This window comes from Chitinimonas violaceus (assembly GCF_052601015.1).
Genome location: NZ_JBQXDJ010000001.1, coordinates 160822 through 177486 on the forward strand (window position 1 = coordinate 160822; position 16665 = coordinate 177486).

Genomic DNA, 16665 nt, shown 5'->3' on the forward strand with positions numbered 1-16665 from the left:
CCGACGTCGGTACGTCGCTTTCGGACGTAAGGCCGGTTATAAGGTTTCGATTACGTGGTTGTGATTGGTATAGATGCAGATATCGCCAGCTATCTCCAGCGACTTCTTGACCATGGAGACCGGGTCGAGCTCCGTGTTTTCGAAGAGTGCTTTAGCGGCAGCTTGTGCAAATGCACCACCTGAGCCGATGGCGGCAATTCCTTGCTCGGGTTCGAGTACATCGCCATTACCGGTAATGACCAGTGTGGCGGTTTTGTCCGCTACGATCAGCATGGCTTCAAGGCGGCGCAACATGCGGTCGGTACGCCAATCCTTGGCGAGCTCCACGGCGCTGCGCAAGAGGTGGCCCTGATGCTTCTCCAGCTTGGCTTCGAAGCGCTCGAACAGTGTAAAAGCATCGGCAGTGCCGCCAGCGAAGCCAACCAGCACCTTGTCGTGATAAAGCTTGCGCACTTTGCGGGCTGTCGCCTTGATGACCACGTTACCCAAGGTGACTTGGCCATCACCACCCAGTGCAACGCTATCGCCACGGCGAACTGAGACGATGGTGGTGCCGTCGAATTGCTGCATATGGAGATTTCCGAATTAAAAGAAACGATATTCTGAAAATGGGCCCAAATCGATGGAATACAAGCGCGTGGAGGTGACTTGGTCTACCGGCGGGCGATAGGCGAGTTTTGGGCGGATATCAGCAAAACGGCCTGCATATGTATGCAGGCCGTTCTAAAAGGTCATCCTAACAGCGTGAAGGTGAGGGCTACTTCTTACGGACAATGGTGGTGATGTCTGCAATGCCCATGATGCGGAACAGCGCGACAACCAGCTCATTCGCCCCCATGATGATGATGGGCTTGCCCTGCACGGTAATACCGACCAACGTGTTCATCAGCATGCCGGCACTGACGAAGTCGACACGACCGACGCGTGAGAAGTCGATGCGTATGCCGCCGCTATGCTCATCGGCATAAGCCTGCAGATCGGTAAACGATGCTTCAGTAGCGGTCACAATCGGACCGGTGAAGCTGTAGGCATCCAGAACCGGCTCGGGCGGGGGGGCTTCGGCGCGCAGGCGGGCTTCTTCCTGCACCACTTCGGCGGCGGTCTTGGTCTTGGCAGTTGCATCCCAGGATGGCGGGGACACCTCGAAAGTCACGGCGAAATCCACGGCCATGTTTTCAAAGTCATCATGCAAGCCAAGCTGCTGGTAGATTTCCAGCAGCAGCAGCCAGTAAGGCATCTCGTCTTCAACGCGACGCATGACTTCGATTTTGGTCTTCAGCTTGTCCGCAAGGCTTGGGCCACCGCTTGATTGCAGCTTGGCCTTCTTCTTCTTCATCTTGGTCCAACGGGCCACGATGGCTGCGGCAGCACCGGGTTCAATCTGGTCGATCCGGCTGAAATCCACCCGTACCTGACCACCACCTGTGGTCAGCTTTTCCAACTGGTCGAGCTGTTCCTCAATACCCTCGGAAAGCAGCTTTTGCGGAAACATGAAGTAGGGACTGCCTGACTTGCCTTGCGACGCGGCTGCCGGCTTATTGCCGCTCTTTTGTTGCCAGACCGGGGCGCTGCGCTCGAACTCCACCACGAACTTCAGCGCCAATTCGTCGAATTCCGGCCGCATATTTCGCATCTGGTACAGATCGAAAAGCATCAGCCAGGTATCGAGCGCATGCCGGCCTTCCACGCTCGCGAGTTCCCCTGTCAGCACGCTGATAGCGTCCTCAACCTGGTCATTCGCGAAGGCGATGGCTGCTTGCTCCATGGCAGGCGACAACACATCGCTGCTATCAAGCAGTGCAATACCCGCCCCATCTGGGCCTACCGACCCGATGGTCGAGAAGTCCATTACCGAATCGAGTACTGGAATCTCCCGCTGGGAGTCCGCCTCTGCCGGGGGCTGGCCTGGTTTATTTGGTTGAACGATGCGCGGTTGCTTCGGCTGCGATGCATCCGGCTCGGCATCCTTTTTCTTGAAGAAGGAAAACACCACGATCTTGTCCCGATAATCAGTGTCAGTCGAACAATATTGCCTCAGATTCTACTGCCGAAGACCTATGTCGCGCACGCCAGAATTTGTATCGAAACGTTAACTGTGGCGGGCCGGCGATAGCCTAAATCTGTGAGCCCGCTTATTTACTGCCGATACCTCGTACCTGGAACTGTACGCTATCGGCCGCTTTGTTGGTCTGATTTTGCAGACTGAGCCGATGCTGGCCAGGGCTGGGTTGCCAAGCGAAAGGCGCATCGGCAGGGCCCAGCTTTTGCCCGTCCATCCACCAATGCATCCCCTTTGCCTGGCTGGCGCGTAGCCATAGGCGCTGACGGTCGGTTGGGATATCTGGGTCGAGTGCGACAATCATCTCCTTAATAGGATAGACGATGGATGGACCGATGTGGCGATTGGAAAGCTCGAACTGGCTTTGTTCTGTCCCGGCGATAAAGTATTCCTGTCTTGGCGCTTCGACGGCAGGCAGGTAGCTGATCGAGAGCTTGGTAATACCGGCAGGCATGATGGGCTCGGCCGCGTCACCGCCCAATAAACCAACTATCGCCCGCCATGCAGGGGCGGCGCCGCTTACACCTGATACATCCCACATCGCCTCGCCATCGGCATTGCCCATCCATACGCCGACGACGTGCCGACTGGTAAATCCCATGGCCCAGTTGTCCCGCATGTCTTTACTGGTTCCGGTCTTGGCGGCAGACCAAACCGAGGTGGCCAGTGGGTTATCCAAGCCAAAGGCTGGGGAGCGGGCAAGCCGATCAGACAGGATGTCGGTCGTCAACCAACTGGCGGCGGTATCCATTACGGGCTTAGGGGTGCTGGCTGAGCTGCTTTGTTGCAGTCGCCACGGGCTTAGCTGTCCGCCATTGGCAAGGGCGCGATAGGCATTGGTTAGTTGGATCAACTGTACCTCAGCACCGCCCAGCGCTAAACCATAGCCATAATAGGCAGAAGGCTGGGGCAGCTTTAGCCCCAATGCATTCAGGCGGGTGTGAAAGTCATCCAGCCCTACCAGTAGCAAGGTCCGTACGGCGGGGATGTTCAGTGAAGATGCTAGAGAGGTCCGAACACTGACGGGCCCACGGAAACTGCGGTCGTAGTTTTGTGGGATGTATTGCCCCGCAGAGGTGGGTAGTGAGACAGGGCTGTCATCCAGTAAGGATGCGGGTGTCAACAACCTGCGTTCGAACGCCAGCTCGTAAAGGAAAGGCTTGAGCGTAGACCCTGCTTGCCTTGGGGCCACTACACCGTCAACAAACCGGGCGCTGGCGCCTGCGCCGATCTGGCCTACCCAGGCCAGCACTTCACCACTTTGTCTGTCGATCACGACGGCGGCAGCGTCGCGTACATTACGGCCTTCCAGTTGTGCCAACTGTTCCTGCAGGATGGCGCGCACCCGTGTCTGTAAGCGGGCATCGATAGTAGTGCGCAAGGCTTGGCCGGCTGAAGGCTTGAGCTGCGAAACGAGTTCGGGAGCAGTGTTCGGCCCTGACAATGTGGCATGGGGCGCATTCAGCCGGGCGAGTGTCTGTGCACGTATGGCCATGCAGCTGGGGGGCTGGCTGGTGTGGAGGGCCAAAGCGCAGGCTCGGCGGGCCACCCGTTCCGGTAGTGCGTTTGGCGCACGTAGCAGACTGGCCAGAATCAACGACTCGCGTTGGTCCAGTCCCTGGGGTGCCTTACCAAACAAGAGCCGGCTGGCAGCGTCGATGCCGATCAATTCACCGCGAAAGGACGCGAGGTTCAGATAGGCCTCGGCAATGTCAGTTTTGCTCCATTGCTGCTCAAGTGAATAGGCCGCGCGGATCTGCCCAAGTTTCTGCCATAGACTGCGTTGACCATCGGCGCTACGTAAATCGGGGTCCAACAGACCCGCGAGCTGCATGCTCAGTGTACTAGCCCCTCGTACATCACCGCTGGCGCTATCGAATGCTGCTGACGCCATGGCTCGCCAATCGACACCACCGTGGTCGTAAAAACGCCGGTCTTCGGCAGCCAAGATGGCAGGTAGAAGCGTGGGGGATAGGTTCGTCAGTTTGACCCAGGCCAATCGCCGCTGCTGTTTGTCGACACGGGTGCTTTGCAAGGCAACACCATGGCGGTCCAGCAGCAAAGCTTCGGAAGAACGCCAGCCAGTGCGGACTGCGGCTGGGTTTGGTGGTGCACTGCAAGCGGCTAATAGGCCCGTAAATATGGCAATTTTTAGAAAATTTGTTGCGTTGCGGAACTTACTGGAAGAAGGGGCGTCTGACTTGGCATGAGGTGTGTAGGCCTCATGTTTTGTTGCATTGTATCTCCCTTGAATCCTGTCTCCCCAACAGGAAACTAAGCGGCGCAGCCCCCCCGGCTGCGCCTTTTTTTTCGCTGCATCGGGCATGCTTAATGGCTGTGGCGCACGAATCGTGAAGAGATCAAACACTGAGGGGAAACTAGAGGGTAGCTAGGAAGAACAACATAGGGCGAAGCCATCAGTTGGTGCTGAGATTCCGCCATGCAAACGTAGCGTTGAGCAGGTGTATTGCCAGATGAGTATCAATACCGCGCCATTGCTGGGTCTATCTCACTGGCCCAGGCAGCAACACCGCCGTTCAGGTTGTACACATCGTCAAACCCGGCTCGCTCAAGAAAACTGCCCACCTGGTAGGAGCGCATGCCATGGTGACAGATCACCACGGTGGGATGTGCAGCATCCATCTGGTTTACGCTTGTCCGAATCGTATCCATTGGCCTGTTTTCGGCACCAGCAATCTGGCAAGTCTCGAACTCCCAGGGCTCACGGACATCCAGAAGGAGTGGTTTGGCTCGGCTGTCGTCGGCCAGCCAAGCGGCCAGTTCAGTTGGACTGAGGTGTTTCATACTGTCTACTCCGTCTTGTTGTAGTGAATCGATTACTGAGTCGCCCTATGCAGATACAGCAAATGTTTACGTCAAATCGTTAAGAGCCGCTAACAAAACCCTTCTAGCGTTGTTGCGCAAGCTTGCCGTACCCACGTACTGTCTACGCTTGTGCGCCTAGCTAGAATCGCTTCGCTGGGTTTTGTTAGCGACTCTAAGCAGTATGTGATGGCCCGATGCGGGGTAAAGCCAAGCCATCACTGGCACTAGAACTAGTCATTGGCACCGCAACACTTCTTATACTTCTTCCCACTCCCGCAAGGGCATGGATCATTGCGTCCTACCTTGGGAGCCTCTCGCTTGATGGGCGTTTGGGGTTCCCCTGCACCATCTTCATCTTCCTCATCTTCGTGGAAACACGCCCAGCGACCGATTTCGCTGATCAGATCCCGTGGGTAACCCCAGCCGTGGTCCAGTTCTTCAGCCACGCAGGTCTGCCAGTCACGCGCCAAGCGCTTTTTCGATTCGTTGATGCAGAGGAATGCGTTATCGATCAACCCATCTTCAAACCATTTTGCAACTAATGGCGTCAGCTCAACAGCACCGATTTCCTCCATGGAAACGACGAGTTCGCAAAGATAGTCAGTATCGGTACCTTGTTCCGGCTTCAGGCCTGCTTCCATCATCCGCGTGGCTTCACGTGCTCCTTCGACCTGCAGCCAGTTCAACAGTTGCTCGCGCGGATAATCACCTTCCAGGCTGCGCAAAGCCAAAGCGCGCAGCGCGGCCGAGCGGCTCCAGAAGTAGGCGGTATGATCACCCGCCAGCACCTGCAGAGCAGCTTCATCACCCGGGCAGGTAGCCGCCAGTGCCCGTGGCGCGCCTTCCGTCAGGTGATCGCCGAACAAATTCTCCAATATCTCGCCATCAAGGCGCATCAGCTGCATAAGCGGCTCGAATGCGCGTGCCTCGCGGAATGCGGCCAATAGGTACATGGCATACAAATGCAACATCCAGGCTTCGTCGTCGCTGGCGCGCTTGGCGGTATCGGCAATGCTGTCGGTCAGCTCGGCCAACAAGTACGGGGTACAGATATCAGGTTGGTGTAGCGCGGCCTGTAGTGCCTGTTGGGGGAAGCGCTCATGAAAGCGGCCCAGTTCGGCTTCAATCTCGGGCCAGCTGTGCGGCAGTACCGCTTGTTGTTCAGACGATAAAACAGCGGACGATTGCATTCTTGAAAGCTTTCGAAAAATAAGCGCTAAGGGGGCCGGATTCCGACACTATTGTAAGCCAGTCATCCGTACTACTCATTGGCACAAACGGTGAGACATGTGAAAAAGTGTGACGAAGCCGGATTGCGGTAGACGGCAGAACGGTCGGGTGTGTTCTTTGCCATACAATAGCGGCCTTTCTTCACCCTTATGTTTGCGCTATGTCAACCTCCCCCACCTATACCCGCCAAGAGATAGTTTCATGGCTTGGGGAGCGGACAGTCGCCAAGGGCGAACACTGCCTGGGCGGTGTTGAAAACCTGCGTTGGCACCACCAGCAACTCATGGCGGAGGTGCAAGGGACAGCACCGCATCCTTATGAGGTTGACATTGGATTTCGCCGCACGCCGTATAAGCGTTGGCAGATTTCTGCCGAGTGCAGCTGCCCGGTAGGTTATGAGTGTAAGCATGCTGCAGCAGTGCTGCTTGCTGCCTTGGCCGAGCAGGGTGATGCAGAGGCAAATCGCACAGTGAATCCTGCTGTGCTTGAGTGGGTGGCAAATTTCCAGGCTAACTCGAAAGCCGTAGCCATGGCTGAAGCGGGCCACCCTCAACAGATTTTTTATCTGTTGCGTCTGCGCGGCAGGGGTGAAGTTCGCGTCAGCTTTTGCAAGGCGCGTCGACCAGCCTCGGGTGTGTTGCGTCAACCGGGCGAGCGATGGAGCAATGTCAAAGGAGCATTGCGCCGGCCGCTTGGTTTTATCGATGCAGTGGATATCACCATCCTGAGCTTGCTGCACATCCAGCCTCCTGACATCGCTTCGATGTCGGATGAATATGTGCTGACCGGAAATATGGATGTCGACATCCTCGAGCGGATGCTTGCCACGGGGCGGCTGTATTTCAGCGATGCACAGCTTGGCTTTGTCGGCCCCTTACGTGCTGGTGCAGCTCGGCCGGCCACATTGAATTGGCAGCGTGATGGCCTGGGCAGGCGGGTTCCAAGGTTGGATATGGCGCCAGCAGGTTTAAGTCTAGCGCTAGGCAAACCGCATTATCTGGATGTCAGCACTGGCGAAGTCGGTTTACTTGAAGTGGAGGCCGATTGGCCAGTGCTGCGCCAAGTACTCACAGTGCCGCCATTGAAAGAAGTGGAATTGCCACTGGTGATGGAGGCGCTACGTACTCAGCTGCCCGAAGCTTTGTTGCCAAGTACGGTCAGGCCCATAGAGCGACGGCTGGAGCCTGTACCCATCTTGATTCTCGACAGGCTGCCGACTTTTGGCTGGCGTGAGCATCGCGATTACGATTTCCAACTGGGCCGGATGGATTACGACATCGCGGTACCCCGCTTTGATTATGGTGGCATCGTGATGGCGCCGGGTGATGCCGATAGCCTGGAATATGACAGTGATGGCCAGCTTGTATTGATACGGCGTAACGGCCCGAGCGAAGCACGTCGCATGAAGGAGTTGCAGAAGCTTGGTCTGAAGGCTGTACCTGTATCCCGCATCGTGGTCCAGCCGGATGATTTAACGGATGTGCAGGGACTGATGGGCTTGTCGCACGAGCGGGATTGGCCCCTGTTCATGAGTAAGGACCTGGAGCATCTGAAGCAGCTAGGTTGGCAGATAGAAATACGCCCGGGCTGCCGTCATCGCGTGGCGGAACCCCAAGCCTGGTTTGCCGGCATTGTGCAGGCCCAGCAAGGTTGGGCAGTCGCTATGGAGGTCGAGTTTGATGGCGAGCGGCATCCATTAGCCCCTATGTTGGCCGACTTGGTACAAAGGCAGCCAGACTGGTTGCAGGCGAATTACCGGGCGAAAGTGCAAGACGATGATGTGGTTGTGCTCCATACCCAGGTTGCCCGGAAGCTTGTAGTGCCCGCTGCCCGCATCAAGCCATTGCTGCAGATGCTGGCGGAGCTCTTTGACCATGTGGAGGAGGACAAGCTGCATGTCAGTATCTGGGATGCACCGCGTCTTGTTGATGCATTCAGTGCGTGGCAGGTTGATGGCATCGACGTTGCACGGACCATTGCCGAACGTTTGAGCGCGGCAGGCAAGGCAGTTGCGGTACGGCCACCACAAGGATTACGCCTGGAATTACGACCGTATCAACTGCAGGGACTCGCCTGGTTGCAATACCTGCGACAGCATCAGCTGGGTGGTGTGCTGGCGGATGATATGGGCCTGGGTAAAACGGCGCAGACGCTAGCCCATCTATTGTTGGAGAAAGAGTCTGGCCGGCTGGATAGACCCGCACTTATCGTCCTGCCGACCAGTCTTGTAACAAATTGGCAGCATGAAGCGCAACGTTTTGCGCCTGATTTGCGAGTACTGGCTCTGCACGGCCCACAACGCAAGGACGACTTTGCCCATATAGCCAGCCACGACCTGGTCATCACCACCTATGCGCTTGTCTGGCGTGATTTGGCGGAGTTACAGCAACATGAGTACCACCTGCTCATTCTGGATGAAGCACAGGCAGTGAAGAACGCACGTGCTCGCGCTGCTGAAGCGATACGTGCATTACAAACCCGGCATAAATTGGTGCTGACGGGTACGCCAATGGAAAATCATCTGGGTGAATTATGGGCGCAGTTCGATTTTCTGATGCCCGGCTTTCTGGGTGACGAACGTAGCTTCGGCCGCCTTTGGCGACAACCTATCGAGAAAAATGGCAATCAGGAACGGCAAGCGCTGCTGGCCCGCCGAATTCGTCCCTTCCTGCTGCGTAGGCGGAAAGACGAAGTTGCCAAGGAGCTGCCGCCGAAGACAGTGATCGTACGTAATGTGGAATTGGCTGGCGCGCAGCGTGAGCTTTACGAAACGGTGCGTGCCGCTATGGACAAGAAAGTACGGCAGGCCGTGGAAGGCAAAGGATTTGCCCGCAGCCAGATCGATATCATCGACGCATTGCTCAAGCTACGACAGGTTTGTTGTGACCCACGTCTGCTCAAGCTTGATAGCGCGCAGCAGGTGCCGGAACGCGCCAAGCTTGAACTACTGATGGACATGCTGCCCGAGCTGATTGACGAGGGACGGCGTGTATTGGTGTTCTCGCAGTTCACCAGCATGCTTGCGCTGATCGAGTCTGAACTTGAACAAGCCTGCCTGGGCTACGTCAAGCTGACTGGCTCTACCCGGGACCGTGCTACGCCGGTACAGCGTTTCCAGGCTGGTGAGGCGCCTATCTTCCTGATCAGCCTGAAAGCAGGGGGTGTGGGACTCAACCTCACTGCCGCAGATGTCGTTATCCACGTCGACCCCTGGTGGAACCCTGCTGCAGAAGACCAGGCGACTGATCGTGCCCATCGTATCGGTCAGGATAAGCCGGTTTTTGTGTATAAGCTGGTCGTGGCTGGCAGTATTGAAGAACGTATTCTTGCTATTCAGCAGCGCAAGGCGGCGTTGGCGGCAGGTGTGCTGGGAGAGGATGGGCTTGATAGCGCCAAGTTTGATGTTGAGGATATTGCGGCGTTATTCGCACCGTTGAATTAAGAACCTGTACTGATTTTCGCCTTGTCTAGCTCTAGCTCTAGCTCGTGAGACTTTGAAAGTCGCTCTCAGTAGTGTTCTCGCCGCTGGAATCTGAATATTCCACTCACGAGCAAGGCTAGATTGGCTGCGAGATTATTGCTTACCAGGTGGGTAGGTCTGTACCAAACGCAGCCCGATAGCCTGTTGCGAGGCTTGCTTTGTCGAAATGGTGGTTCTGGGCGCCTTTGCTGGCAATCTTGATGGCTCCCAGCAGTGAAGACAGTCGACCAGTGACTTCCCAATCCCAACCTTTTTCGATCCCGAACAAGAGCCCTGCACGGTAGGCATCGCCACAGCCGGTGGGGTCGACAATGGCTTTGGCCTCAGCCGAGGGAATACGAATATCTTTGCCATCGGCAAGGATATGCGAGCCATCACCGCCTAGGGTAACGACCATTGCTTTAGTCAATTGCGCCAGCTCGGCCAGAGATTTCCCTGTCTTTTGGTGAACCAGCTCGGCTTCGTAGTCATTCATGGCGACGATGGAGGAGGATGAAATGCACTCGAGCAGCTGGTCGCCACTGAAGAGCGGGGTGCCCTGGCCCGGGTCAAAGATGTAGGGAATGCCAGCTTTGGCAAGCTCCCGACAATTGTTCAGCATGCCTTCCAGCCCATCCGGGCCAACAATGGCATAGCGTAGTTCCGACCGAACAGCAGTAAAGTCGTTGTCATGGGAATGGCTCATCGCGCCGGGATGAAAAGCGTTGATCTGATTGTCGTCCAGGTCGGTGGTGATATAGCACTGCGGCGTGAAGTATTGATCGAACTGCTTTACGCAATCGCGGCGGATGCCAAGTTGGTCGAACCGTTCGGCGTATGGGGTGAAGTCCTGGCCTACCGTCGCCATCACAATCGGCTCACCACCCAGCATCTTGAGGTTGTAGGCGATATTGCCCGCACAACCGCCAAACTCACGGCGCAATTCCGGCACCAGGAAGGACACGGAAAGCATATGTACCTTGTGGGGCAGGATGTGGCGGTCGAAACGGTCAGGAAAGACCATGATGGTGTCGTAAGCGACAGAACCGCAAATCAGCGTGGGCATGGCAAGATCCGGTGGGGTGTAAGGATGAATAATATTTATTCTAGCCCGGCTGGGCGTGTGAGATAGCCCAGGATAGCTTGTTCCAACCGATTGACATTGATGTTGGGTGAAGCTTCCAACACAACGGCATGGAAATGTCGTGCAATAAACGCTCTGTCAGATTGAGAAACGCTTGGTGGTCAGTGCTGCGGCTTGGGGTCGTACTGTCGATCGATTTTCGCTGCCGTACCGTCTTTGATGATGGTATTGAGTGATTCCTGCAATTGATGAATCAATTCATCAGGTGTCTGTTTATTGCAGGCCAGATAGAGATTGGCGCGATTGAAGGTAAGAACAGGGACGACTTTGCGGGTTAGCCCCTGCCTGACAAGCAGCGTGCCGCCTTCGTAACGCCCCGATGCCCAAAGATCAATCCGGTCAGCCATCAGCTTGGCGGGGTTCAGGTTTTCATCCGGGGCAGTATCCACCTTGAAGTTCTTCCCACGCAGGTAGGTATCGCGGATATCGCCGTTATAGGTACCGATGACGTAGGGGTATGCATCCTCAAGCGTACTCAAATGCAGCTTTCTGTCGGCTTTGCCATAAAGCACCCACTCAGTAGAGGCGAGAGGGCCAATCCATTTGAATAGCGTTTCCCGATCGGGGGTGCGGGTTGTTGAAAAGACGCAGGTCACCTTCTGCGCCAAAGCCATCTCGTAGGCACGCTTCCAGGGCAGCAGATCCAGACGGTAGCGCAAGCCGGCTCTTTTCATCAGCTCCCGTACCTTGTCCGTTGCAATGCCGGCCACATTCTCATTTACCACCATGTTGTATGGCGGAGAATCCTCGGTGGTCAGGATAAATGTGACTGGATCTGGCGCTGCATGGGAGATGACAGCAGCCATGTATAGACCTGCAAAAATCGCATGAGTGCTTGCCATGGTCGAAATCACTGCATGGGCTATCTGACGGTGTAATCGATGTATTTGCAAAATAGGTTGGGTGCTTCGTACCTTACTGTTTTCAAAACACTTTGACCTTAATGTTGGTCTGATCTGGGCAAAACATTACCTGAGAAATACTGAGGCAAATTAAAGTGGTGAAACTGCATGCCGTTTTGGTCCTGCCATCTATTTTCTACCGAAAATCCAAAAAGTAGTTTGTTCAGTTATTTATATGAATGTTTTGATATTGAATAACTGTTTCAGTATCTTGTTGTTTTTGAATGATTTATGTAGGCATTGTATTGGCTGGGTATTTGATTTGGCTAACGGCTTACACTCGAAATTTTCTCAATCGCTTTATAATTAAATTCAAATTGAATGTATTTTTGAATTGAAATGTCTTTGTATTCCCCAATGTTGGCGGAATTCGCCCCAAGAGCCTCATTCCAATTTGTTTATACGCTATGTATTTGGACAAGTATGGGCTCGGCGCTATATCTTGCGTCCTATCGTTGACTAACCATTCCCCATCATGAGTGACTCCAACCTGCTGGCTGTCGATGTGTTTCCCATGCGCTGGGGCGACATGGATTCACTTGGGCATCTGAACAACACCCTTTACTACCGTTTTTGCGAAGAGGCCCGAGTTGGCTGGTTGGCCCGGCATGGCTGGAGTGTCGCATTGGCTGCAGGCATCGGCCCCATTCTTGCGGCCAGCAGTTGTCAGTTCCGTCAGCCACTGGTCTATCCGTGCAATATCCGCGTCGAAACGTTTGTGAAGCGTTTGGGTAATAGCAGCTTTACCCTTGGCCACAACATTTCCCGCGAGGACCAGACCGGGACATTGGCAGCTGAAGCCGAGGCGGTAATTGTGTGGTGTGACTATGCCGCCGGTATGTCGCTACCGCTACCCGATACGCTCCGTGCGCAGTTGAGCAGGGCGTAAACCATGAAGACACCGTTTACAACCCGGCAAGCCAAGCCTGGGGATGCACCTGCCTTGCATGAGCTGGTATGCGCATTGGCTGAATATGAGAAGCTGACCCACCTGTGTACGGGCAATGCTGAACAGCTGCATGAACACTTATGGGGCGCCAAACCCTATGCTGAAGCATTGATCGCAGAGGTGGACAAAGGGGATGTGCCTTACGCAGTCGGATTCGCGCTCTATTTCCACAACTATTCCAGCTTTCTCACAAAACCCGGGTTGTACTTGGAAGACTTGTTTGTACTGCCGGAATATCGGCGCAATGGGATTGGCGAGGCGCTTTTTCGTGAAGTGGCGATCAAAGCCGTGGAACGTGACTGTGGTCGGTTCGAATGGGCAGTACTGGATTGGAATGCGCCGGCGTTGAGCTTCTATCGCAAACTTGGTGCTACCGTCATGCCAGACTGGCGCATTTGTCGTGCAACGGGAAGCATCATACGGTGCATGGCTGATTTGGAGCTGTGATTAAGTATCGGTGGTCTTGCTGTGCAACTGTGGGGTGCATGTGTCCATGCCGTGTTGGCTTTGTGTGACAGCGTAATGTGTCTAGCCAGGAAGGGTTAGTGATGCATATATCACCGGACTGGCTTCCCATTGTACGAAGAACAAATTACGCATTAGTGGGTCTGATGTGGACATCACAAATATGTCAGTTTTAGGAGATTGCATGCGTTTCAAAACCTTGAGCCTGGTCCTGGCTTTGTCGTTAGGGATTGTGCTCCCCACGCAGGCGGCGGAGGCTGCTGTCGCAAGTACCAACCAGTCAGTGGCGCTTACACTGCTGGCCAGCGTGGAAGGCATAACTGAATACAAGCTGCCCAATGGTTTGCGCGTGCTCCTGGCTCCTGATGCTTCCAAGCCGACTACGACAGTCAATATCACCTATCTCGTGGGCAGCCGACACGAAAATTATGGTGAAACGGGTATGGCCCACCTGTTGGAGCACATGGTCTTCAAGGGTACGCCTAAGCTGCCGGGTAAGACGATCGTCCAGGAGTTCAGCAAGCGCGGCATGCATTTCAACGGTACAACCTGGTATGACCGCACCAACTATTTCGAGACCTTCGCCACCAGTGACGATAACCTCGACTGGGCGTTACAGATGGAAGCGGACCGCATGGTCAACAGCTTCATTGCCCGTAGCGACCTTGATTCGGAGTTTTCTGTTGTACGCAACGAGATGGAAAGGGGGGAAAACAATCCTTTCGGCATCTTGATGCAACAAATGGCTGCCAGCGCTTATCAATGGCATAACTATGGCAAGAGCACGATCGGTGCGCGGACTGATGTCGAAAACGTCAAGATTGAGAACCTGCAGGCTTTTTACCGCGCGCATTATCAACCCGATAATGCAGTGCTGACGATTACCGGTCACTTTGATCCGGCTCGTACCCTGGCGAAGGTGGCTGAATACTTTGGACCCATTCCTAAGCCTGACCGGGTATTACCTACAAGCTATACCAGGGAACCAGTTCAGGACGGTGCCCATGAAGTAACAGTAAGCCGTGTTGGCGATACGCAGCTGGTTGCTGCCCAGTACCATATATCGCCTGGTGCGCATCCCGATACGGCATTGATGTCTCTATTGGCGCAGATCATGGGCGATACCCCTACCGGCCGTTTGCATAAAGCCCTAGTGGAAAAGAAAAAGGCGGTTGGTGTCGGCGCTTTTTCGTTTGAACTGGAGGAGCCGGGATATGTGATGTTCTCGGTTGAGCTGAACAAAAAGCAATCACGCGAAGCAGCTCGCCAAGCCCTGTTGGCTACGGTGGAAGGGATTGCGAAGCAGCCCATTACGCAAGTTGAGTTGCAACGGGCCAAGACCGTGCTGCTGAACAATTTCGAGATGACGCTTACAGATCCGGTTGCCTTCGGCGTTGGACTCTCGGAAGCGATTGCTGCAGGCGACTGGCGTTTGTTGTTCCTCACACGGGACCGGATAGAAGCGGCAACCGTGGCTGATTTGCAGCGTGTAGCGAACAACTACCTGCGTGAATCGAACCGTACATTGGGTCAGTTTATCCCGACCGATAAGCCTCAGCGGGCGGAGATACCCCTTGCTCCAGATGTGAGCAAATTGGTTGCGGATTACAAGGGCCGCGCTGCTGTAGAGGCTGGAGAAAGCTTCGAGCCTACCCCTGCCAATGTGGAAGCCCGCACAACACGCAGTGTGTTGCCCAATGGCATGCAGATGGCATTGCTACCCAAAAAGACGCGCGGCAAGACGGTTAGCGGTGTGTTGACTTTGCGGATGGGCGATGAAAAGAGTCTGTTTAAGCAAATGGTCCCGGGGGATCTTGCTGCTTCAATGTTGATGCGTGGCGCCGGCAAGATGAACAGGCAGCAGCTCGCTGATCGTTTGGAACAACTGAAGGCCAAGGTGGCAATTGGCGCCAGCGGCCAGAGTTTGACGGTCAATTTTGAAACCCGCCGTGAACAACTGCCCGAGCTCTTGCCGTTGTTGAACACGATCCTGCGTCAGCCTAGCTGGTCGCCGGCAGAGTTCGAGAGCTTGAAGACCGAGGCACTGACCGGTATTGAAGACCAGATGCGTCAGCCAGAAGCTTTGGCGCAACAGGCGCTGGCCCGCTATGACAACCCCTACCCTAGAGGGGATGTTCGTTACAGCGCGAGCTTTGAAGAGCAGATCAGCGACCTGGGTTCAGTCAAGCTGGCCGACCTTAAACGCTTCCAGCAACGTTTTTATGGAACGCAGAATGCGCAACTGGCGCTCGTCGGTGATTTCGATGCCAAAGCAGCGGCAACGCAAGTGCAGACATTGTTTGGTGATTGGACTGCACGTGAGAAATATGTGCGGGTTTCAGAACCGTACCGGCCGATGAAGCCTGGGATGATCAAGCAGGAGACGCCGGATAAAGCCAACGCTGCATATTTTGGCGGTCTGCCGTTGGATATGGTGGATACCGCCCCCGATTACCCAGCATTGGCGTTGGCAAGCCGGATTCTGGGCGGTGGTGGGTTGAAGAGCCGTCTGATGGATCGTCTGCGCCAGCGTGAGGGTACCAGCTATGGTGCTGGTAGCTGGTTGCATGTAGGCAGCACAGACAATAACGGCTCATTAGGGTTGTACGCCATCTATGCGCCGAGCAATCTGGCAAAGGTGCAGGCTGCCGTTCAAGAAGAGGTGGCTAAGCTGGTTGAGACTGGCGCCAGCCAGCAAGAAATCGACGAAGCTCGTAGTGGCATCCTGCAAGAAGCTACGATTGCACGTACTCTGGATGGCAGTTTGGCAGGCAGCTTAGCGAATCAGTTGTACCTGAAGCGGACCATGGCATTTACTGAAGCATTGGAAACCCGTTTGAAGGCTGTGACGTTGGCTGAAGTGAATGCGGCAATCCGGAAATATGTTGACCCGGGCAAGCTTGTGAATGTTTATGCGGGCGACTTTGCTAACGCGAAGCCTGCCGTCATGAAGTAGTAGCAATAGAAAAACGCCCGATTCAGATCGGGCGTTTTTCATTCTATACCAAGCGCTATTTTCACCTTTTTCTGTAACTTATCTGACTACGCCAGCCCAGGCTATCAGCTCGGGTAGCATTGGTTCCCAATGCTGAAAGCTATGGTCTCCCCCCTCGATAACGGTTTGCTTACAGCCCTTGTAATAAGCCAGAGCATCGCGGTAATTCAGTGTCTCGTCGCCGGTTTCCAGCAACAGCCAATAGCGCTCTGCAGTGATGGCTGCAGGCTCCAAAGCCTTCAGTTCATCCATATGATGCGCTTCGAGTAGGTATTCCTCCCCGCTATAGGGGTTGCGCTGGAGGCCGAGGTAGGCATGCAGAAGTTGAGCAGGGCGAACTGCAGGATTGATAAGAACGGCCCGACAACCGTATTTCTCCGCCGCCCAGCTGGCAAGAAATCCCCCTAAGGAACTGCCAAATAGCGTGATTCCTTCAGGACCATGCTGCTCCATTAACTGGGTGATCAACATAGCCGCAGCTTTGGGGGTGGATGGCAAGGTCGGGCAGATAAAATGCTCGGCCAAGCTTCGTTCAGCTAACCAAGCATGGGTTTGTTGTGCTTTTTGTGAAGCAGGGCTGCTATTGAAGCCATGCAGATACAGAATTTTAGCCATTACTCGCTTTTCCTTTGGTA

Annotated in this window: 11 protein-coding genes and 2 pseudogenes; 4 read left to right on the plus strand and 9 right to left on the minus strand. The window is 54.9% G+C overall.

Annotated features, from left to right (window positions below):
* Positions 1 to 36 precede the first annotated feature (36 nt).
* The 6 genes and pseudogenes from hslV to ACUHMQ_RS00730 form a co-directional block, all read right to left on the minus strand.
* A complete protein-coding gene (hslV, locus tag ACUHMQ_RS00705; RefSeq protein WP_445293515.1) occupies positions 37 to 570 on the minus strand; it encodes an ATP-dependent protease subunit HslV in 534 nt (177 codons plus the stop codon).
* 187 nt (positions 571 to 757) lie between these two features.
* Positions 758 to 1993: an STAS domain-containing protein gene (locus ACUHMQ_RS00710; RefSeq protein ID WP_445293516.1), complete on the minus strand. Its 1236-nt coding sequence runs from the start codon at positions 1991 to 1993 to the stop codon at positions 758 to 760.
* Between the two features lie 139 nt (positions 1994 to 2132).
* A complete protein-coding gene (pbpC, locus tag ACUHMQ_RS00715) occupies positions 2133 to 4385 on the minus strand; it encodes a penicillin-binding protein 1C (RefSeq protein WP_445293582.1) in 2253 nt (750 codons plus the stop codon).
* Between the two features lie 155 nt (positions 4386 to 4540).
* The gene (locus ACUHMQ_RS00720; RefSeq protein ID WP_445293517.1) at positions 4541 to 4864 is read right to left on the minus strand and encodes a rhodanese-like domain-containing protein; all 324 of its coding nucleotides are present in this window, start codon (positions 4862 to 4864) and stop codon (positions 4541 to 4543) included.
* 251 nt (positions 4865 to 5115) lie between these two features.
* Positions 5116 to 5223 (minus strand): annotated as a pseudogene (locus ACUHMQ_RS00725) (SEC-C metal-binding domain-containing protein); the annotation flags it as partial.
* A gap of 45 nt (positions 5224 to 5268) precedes the next feature.
* Positions 5269 to 6075: pseudogene (locus tag ACUHMQ_RS00730) on the minus strand (DUF1186 domain-containing protein); the annotation flags it as partial.
* A 200-nt stretch (positions 6076 to 6275) separates the two neighbouring features.
* On the opposite strand from ACUHMQ_RS00730, the gene ACUHMQ_RS00735 reads away from it, so the two are divergent.
* Positions 6276 to 9557: a DEAD/DEAH box helicase gene (locus tag ACUHMQ_RS00735; protein WP_445293518.1), complete on the plus strand. Its 3282-nt coding sequence runs from the start codon at positions 6276 to 6278 to the stop codon at positions 9555 to 9557.
* Between the two features lie 139 nt (positions 9558 to 9696).
* On the opposite strand, the gene ACUHMQ_RS00740 is transcribed toward ACUHMQ_RS00735, so the two are convergent.
* Together ACUHMQ_RS00740 and ACUHMQ_RS00745 are read right to left on the minus strand one after the other, a co-directional pair.
* Positions 9697 to 10641 (minus strand): carbohydrate kinase family protein, encoded by a 945-nt coding sequence (locus tag ACUHMQ_RS00740; protein ID WP_445293519.1) that lies wholly within the window; start codon positions 10639 to 10641, stop codon positions 9697 to 9699.
* A 179-nt stretch (positions 10642 to 10820) separates the two neighbouring features.
* Positions 10821 to 11525 carry a substrate-binding periplasmic protein gene (locus ACUHMQ_RS00745; protein ID WP_445293520.1) on the minus strand — a complete coding sequence of 235 codons (705 nt, stop codon included), beginning with the start codon at positions 11523 to 11525 and terminating at the stop codon, positions 10821 to 10823.
* A gap of 571 nt (positions 11526 to 12096) precedes the next feature.
* Between ACUHMQ_RS00745 and ACUHMQ_RS00750 the strand changes: the two genes are divergently transcribed.
* From ACUHMQ_RS00750 to ACUHMQ_RS00760, 3 genes are all read left to right on the plus strand, one after another.
* Entirely contained in the window at positions 12097 to 12510 is a 414-nt protein-coding gene (locus tag ACUHMQ_RS00750) for an acyl-CoA thioesterase (RefSeq protein ID WP_445293521.1), read from the plus strand.
* Between the two features lie 3 nt (positions 12511 to 12513).
* Positions 12514 to 13017, plus strand: coding sequence for a GNAT family N-acetyltransferase (locus tag ACUHMQ_RS00755; protein ID WP_445293522.1), 504 nt, complete (start codon positions 12514 to 12516; stop codon positions 13015 to 13017).
* Between the two features lie 202 nt (positions 13018 to 13219).
* A complete protein-coding gene (locus ACUHMQ_RS00760; protein ID WP_445293523.1) occupies positions 13220 to 15991 on the plus strand; it encodes a M16 family metallopeptidase in 2772 nt (923 codons plus the stop codon).
* 78 nt (positions 15992 to 16069) lie between these two features.
* Here ACUHMQ_RS00760 and ACUHMQ_RS00765 read toward each other — a convergent pair whose 3' ends face one another.
* Complete coding sequence (locus ACUHMQ_RS00765; protein ID WP_445293524.1) at positions 16070 to 16645, minus strand: YqiA/YcfP family alpha/beta fold hydrolase; 576 nt, start codon at positions 16643 to 16645, stop codon at positions 16070 to 16072.
* Positions 16646 to 16665 lie beyond the last annotated feature (20 nt).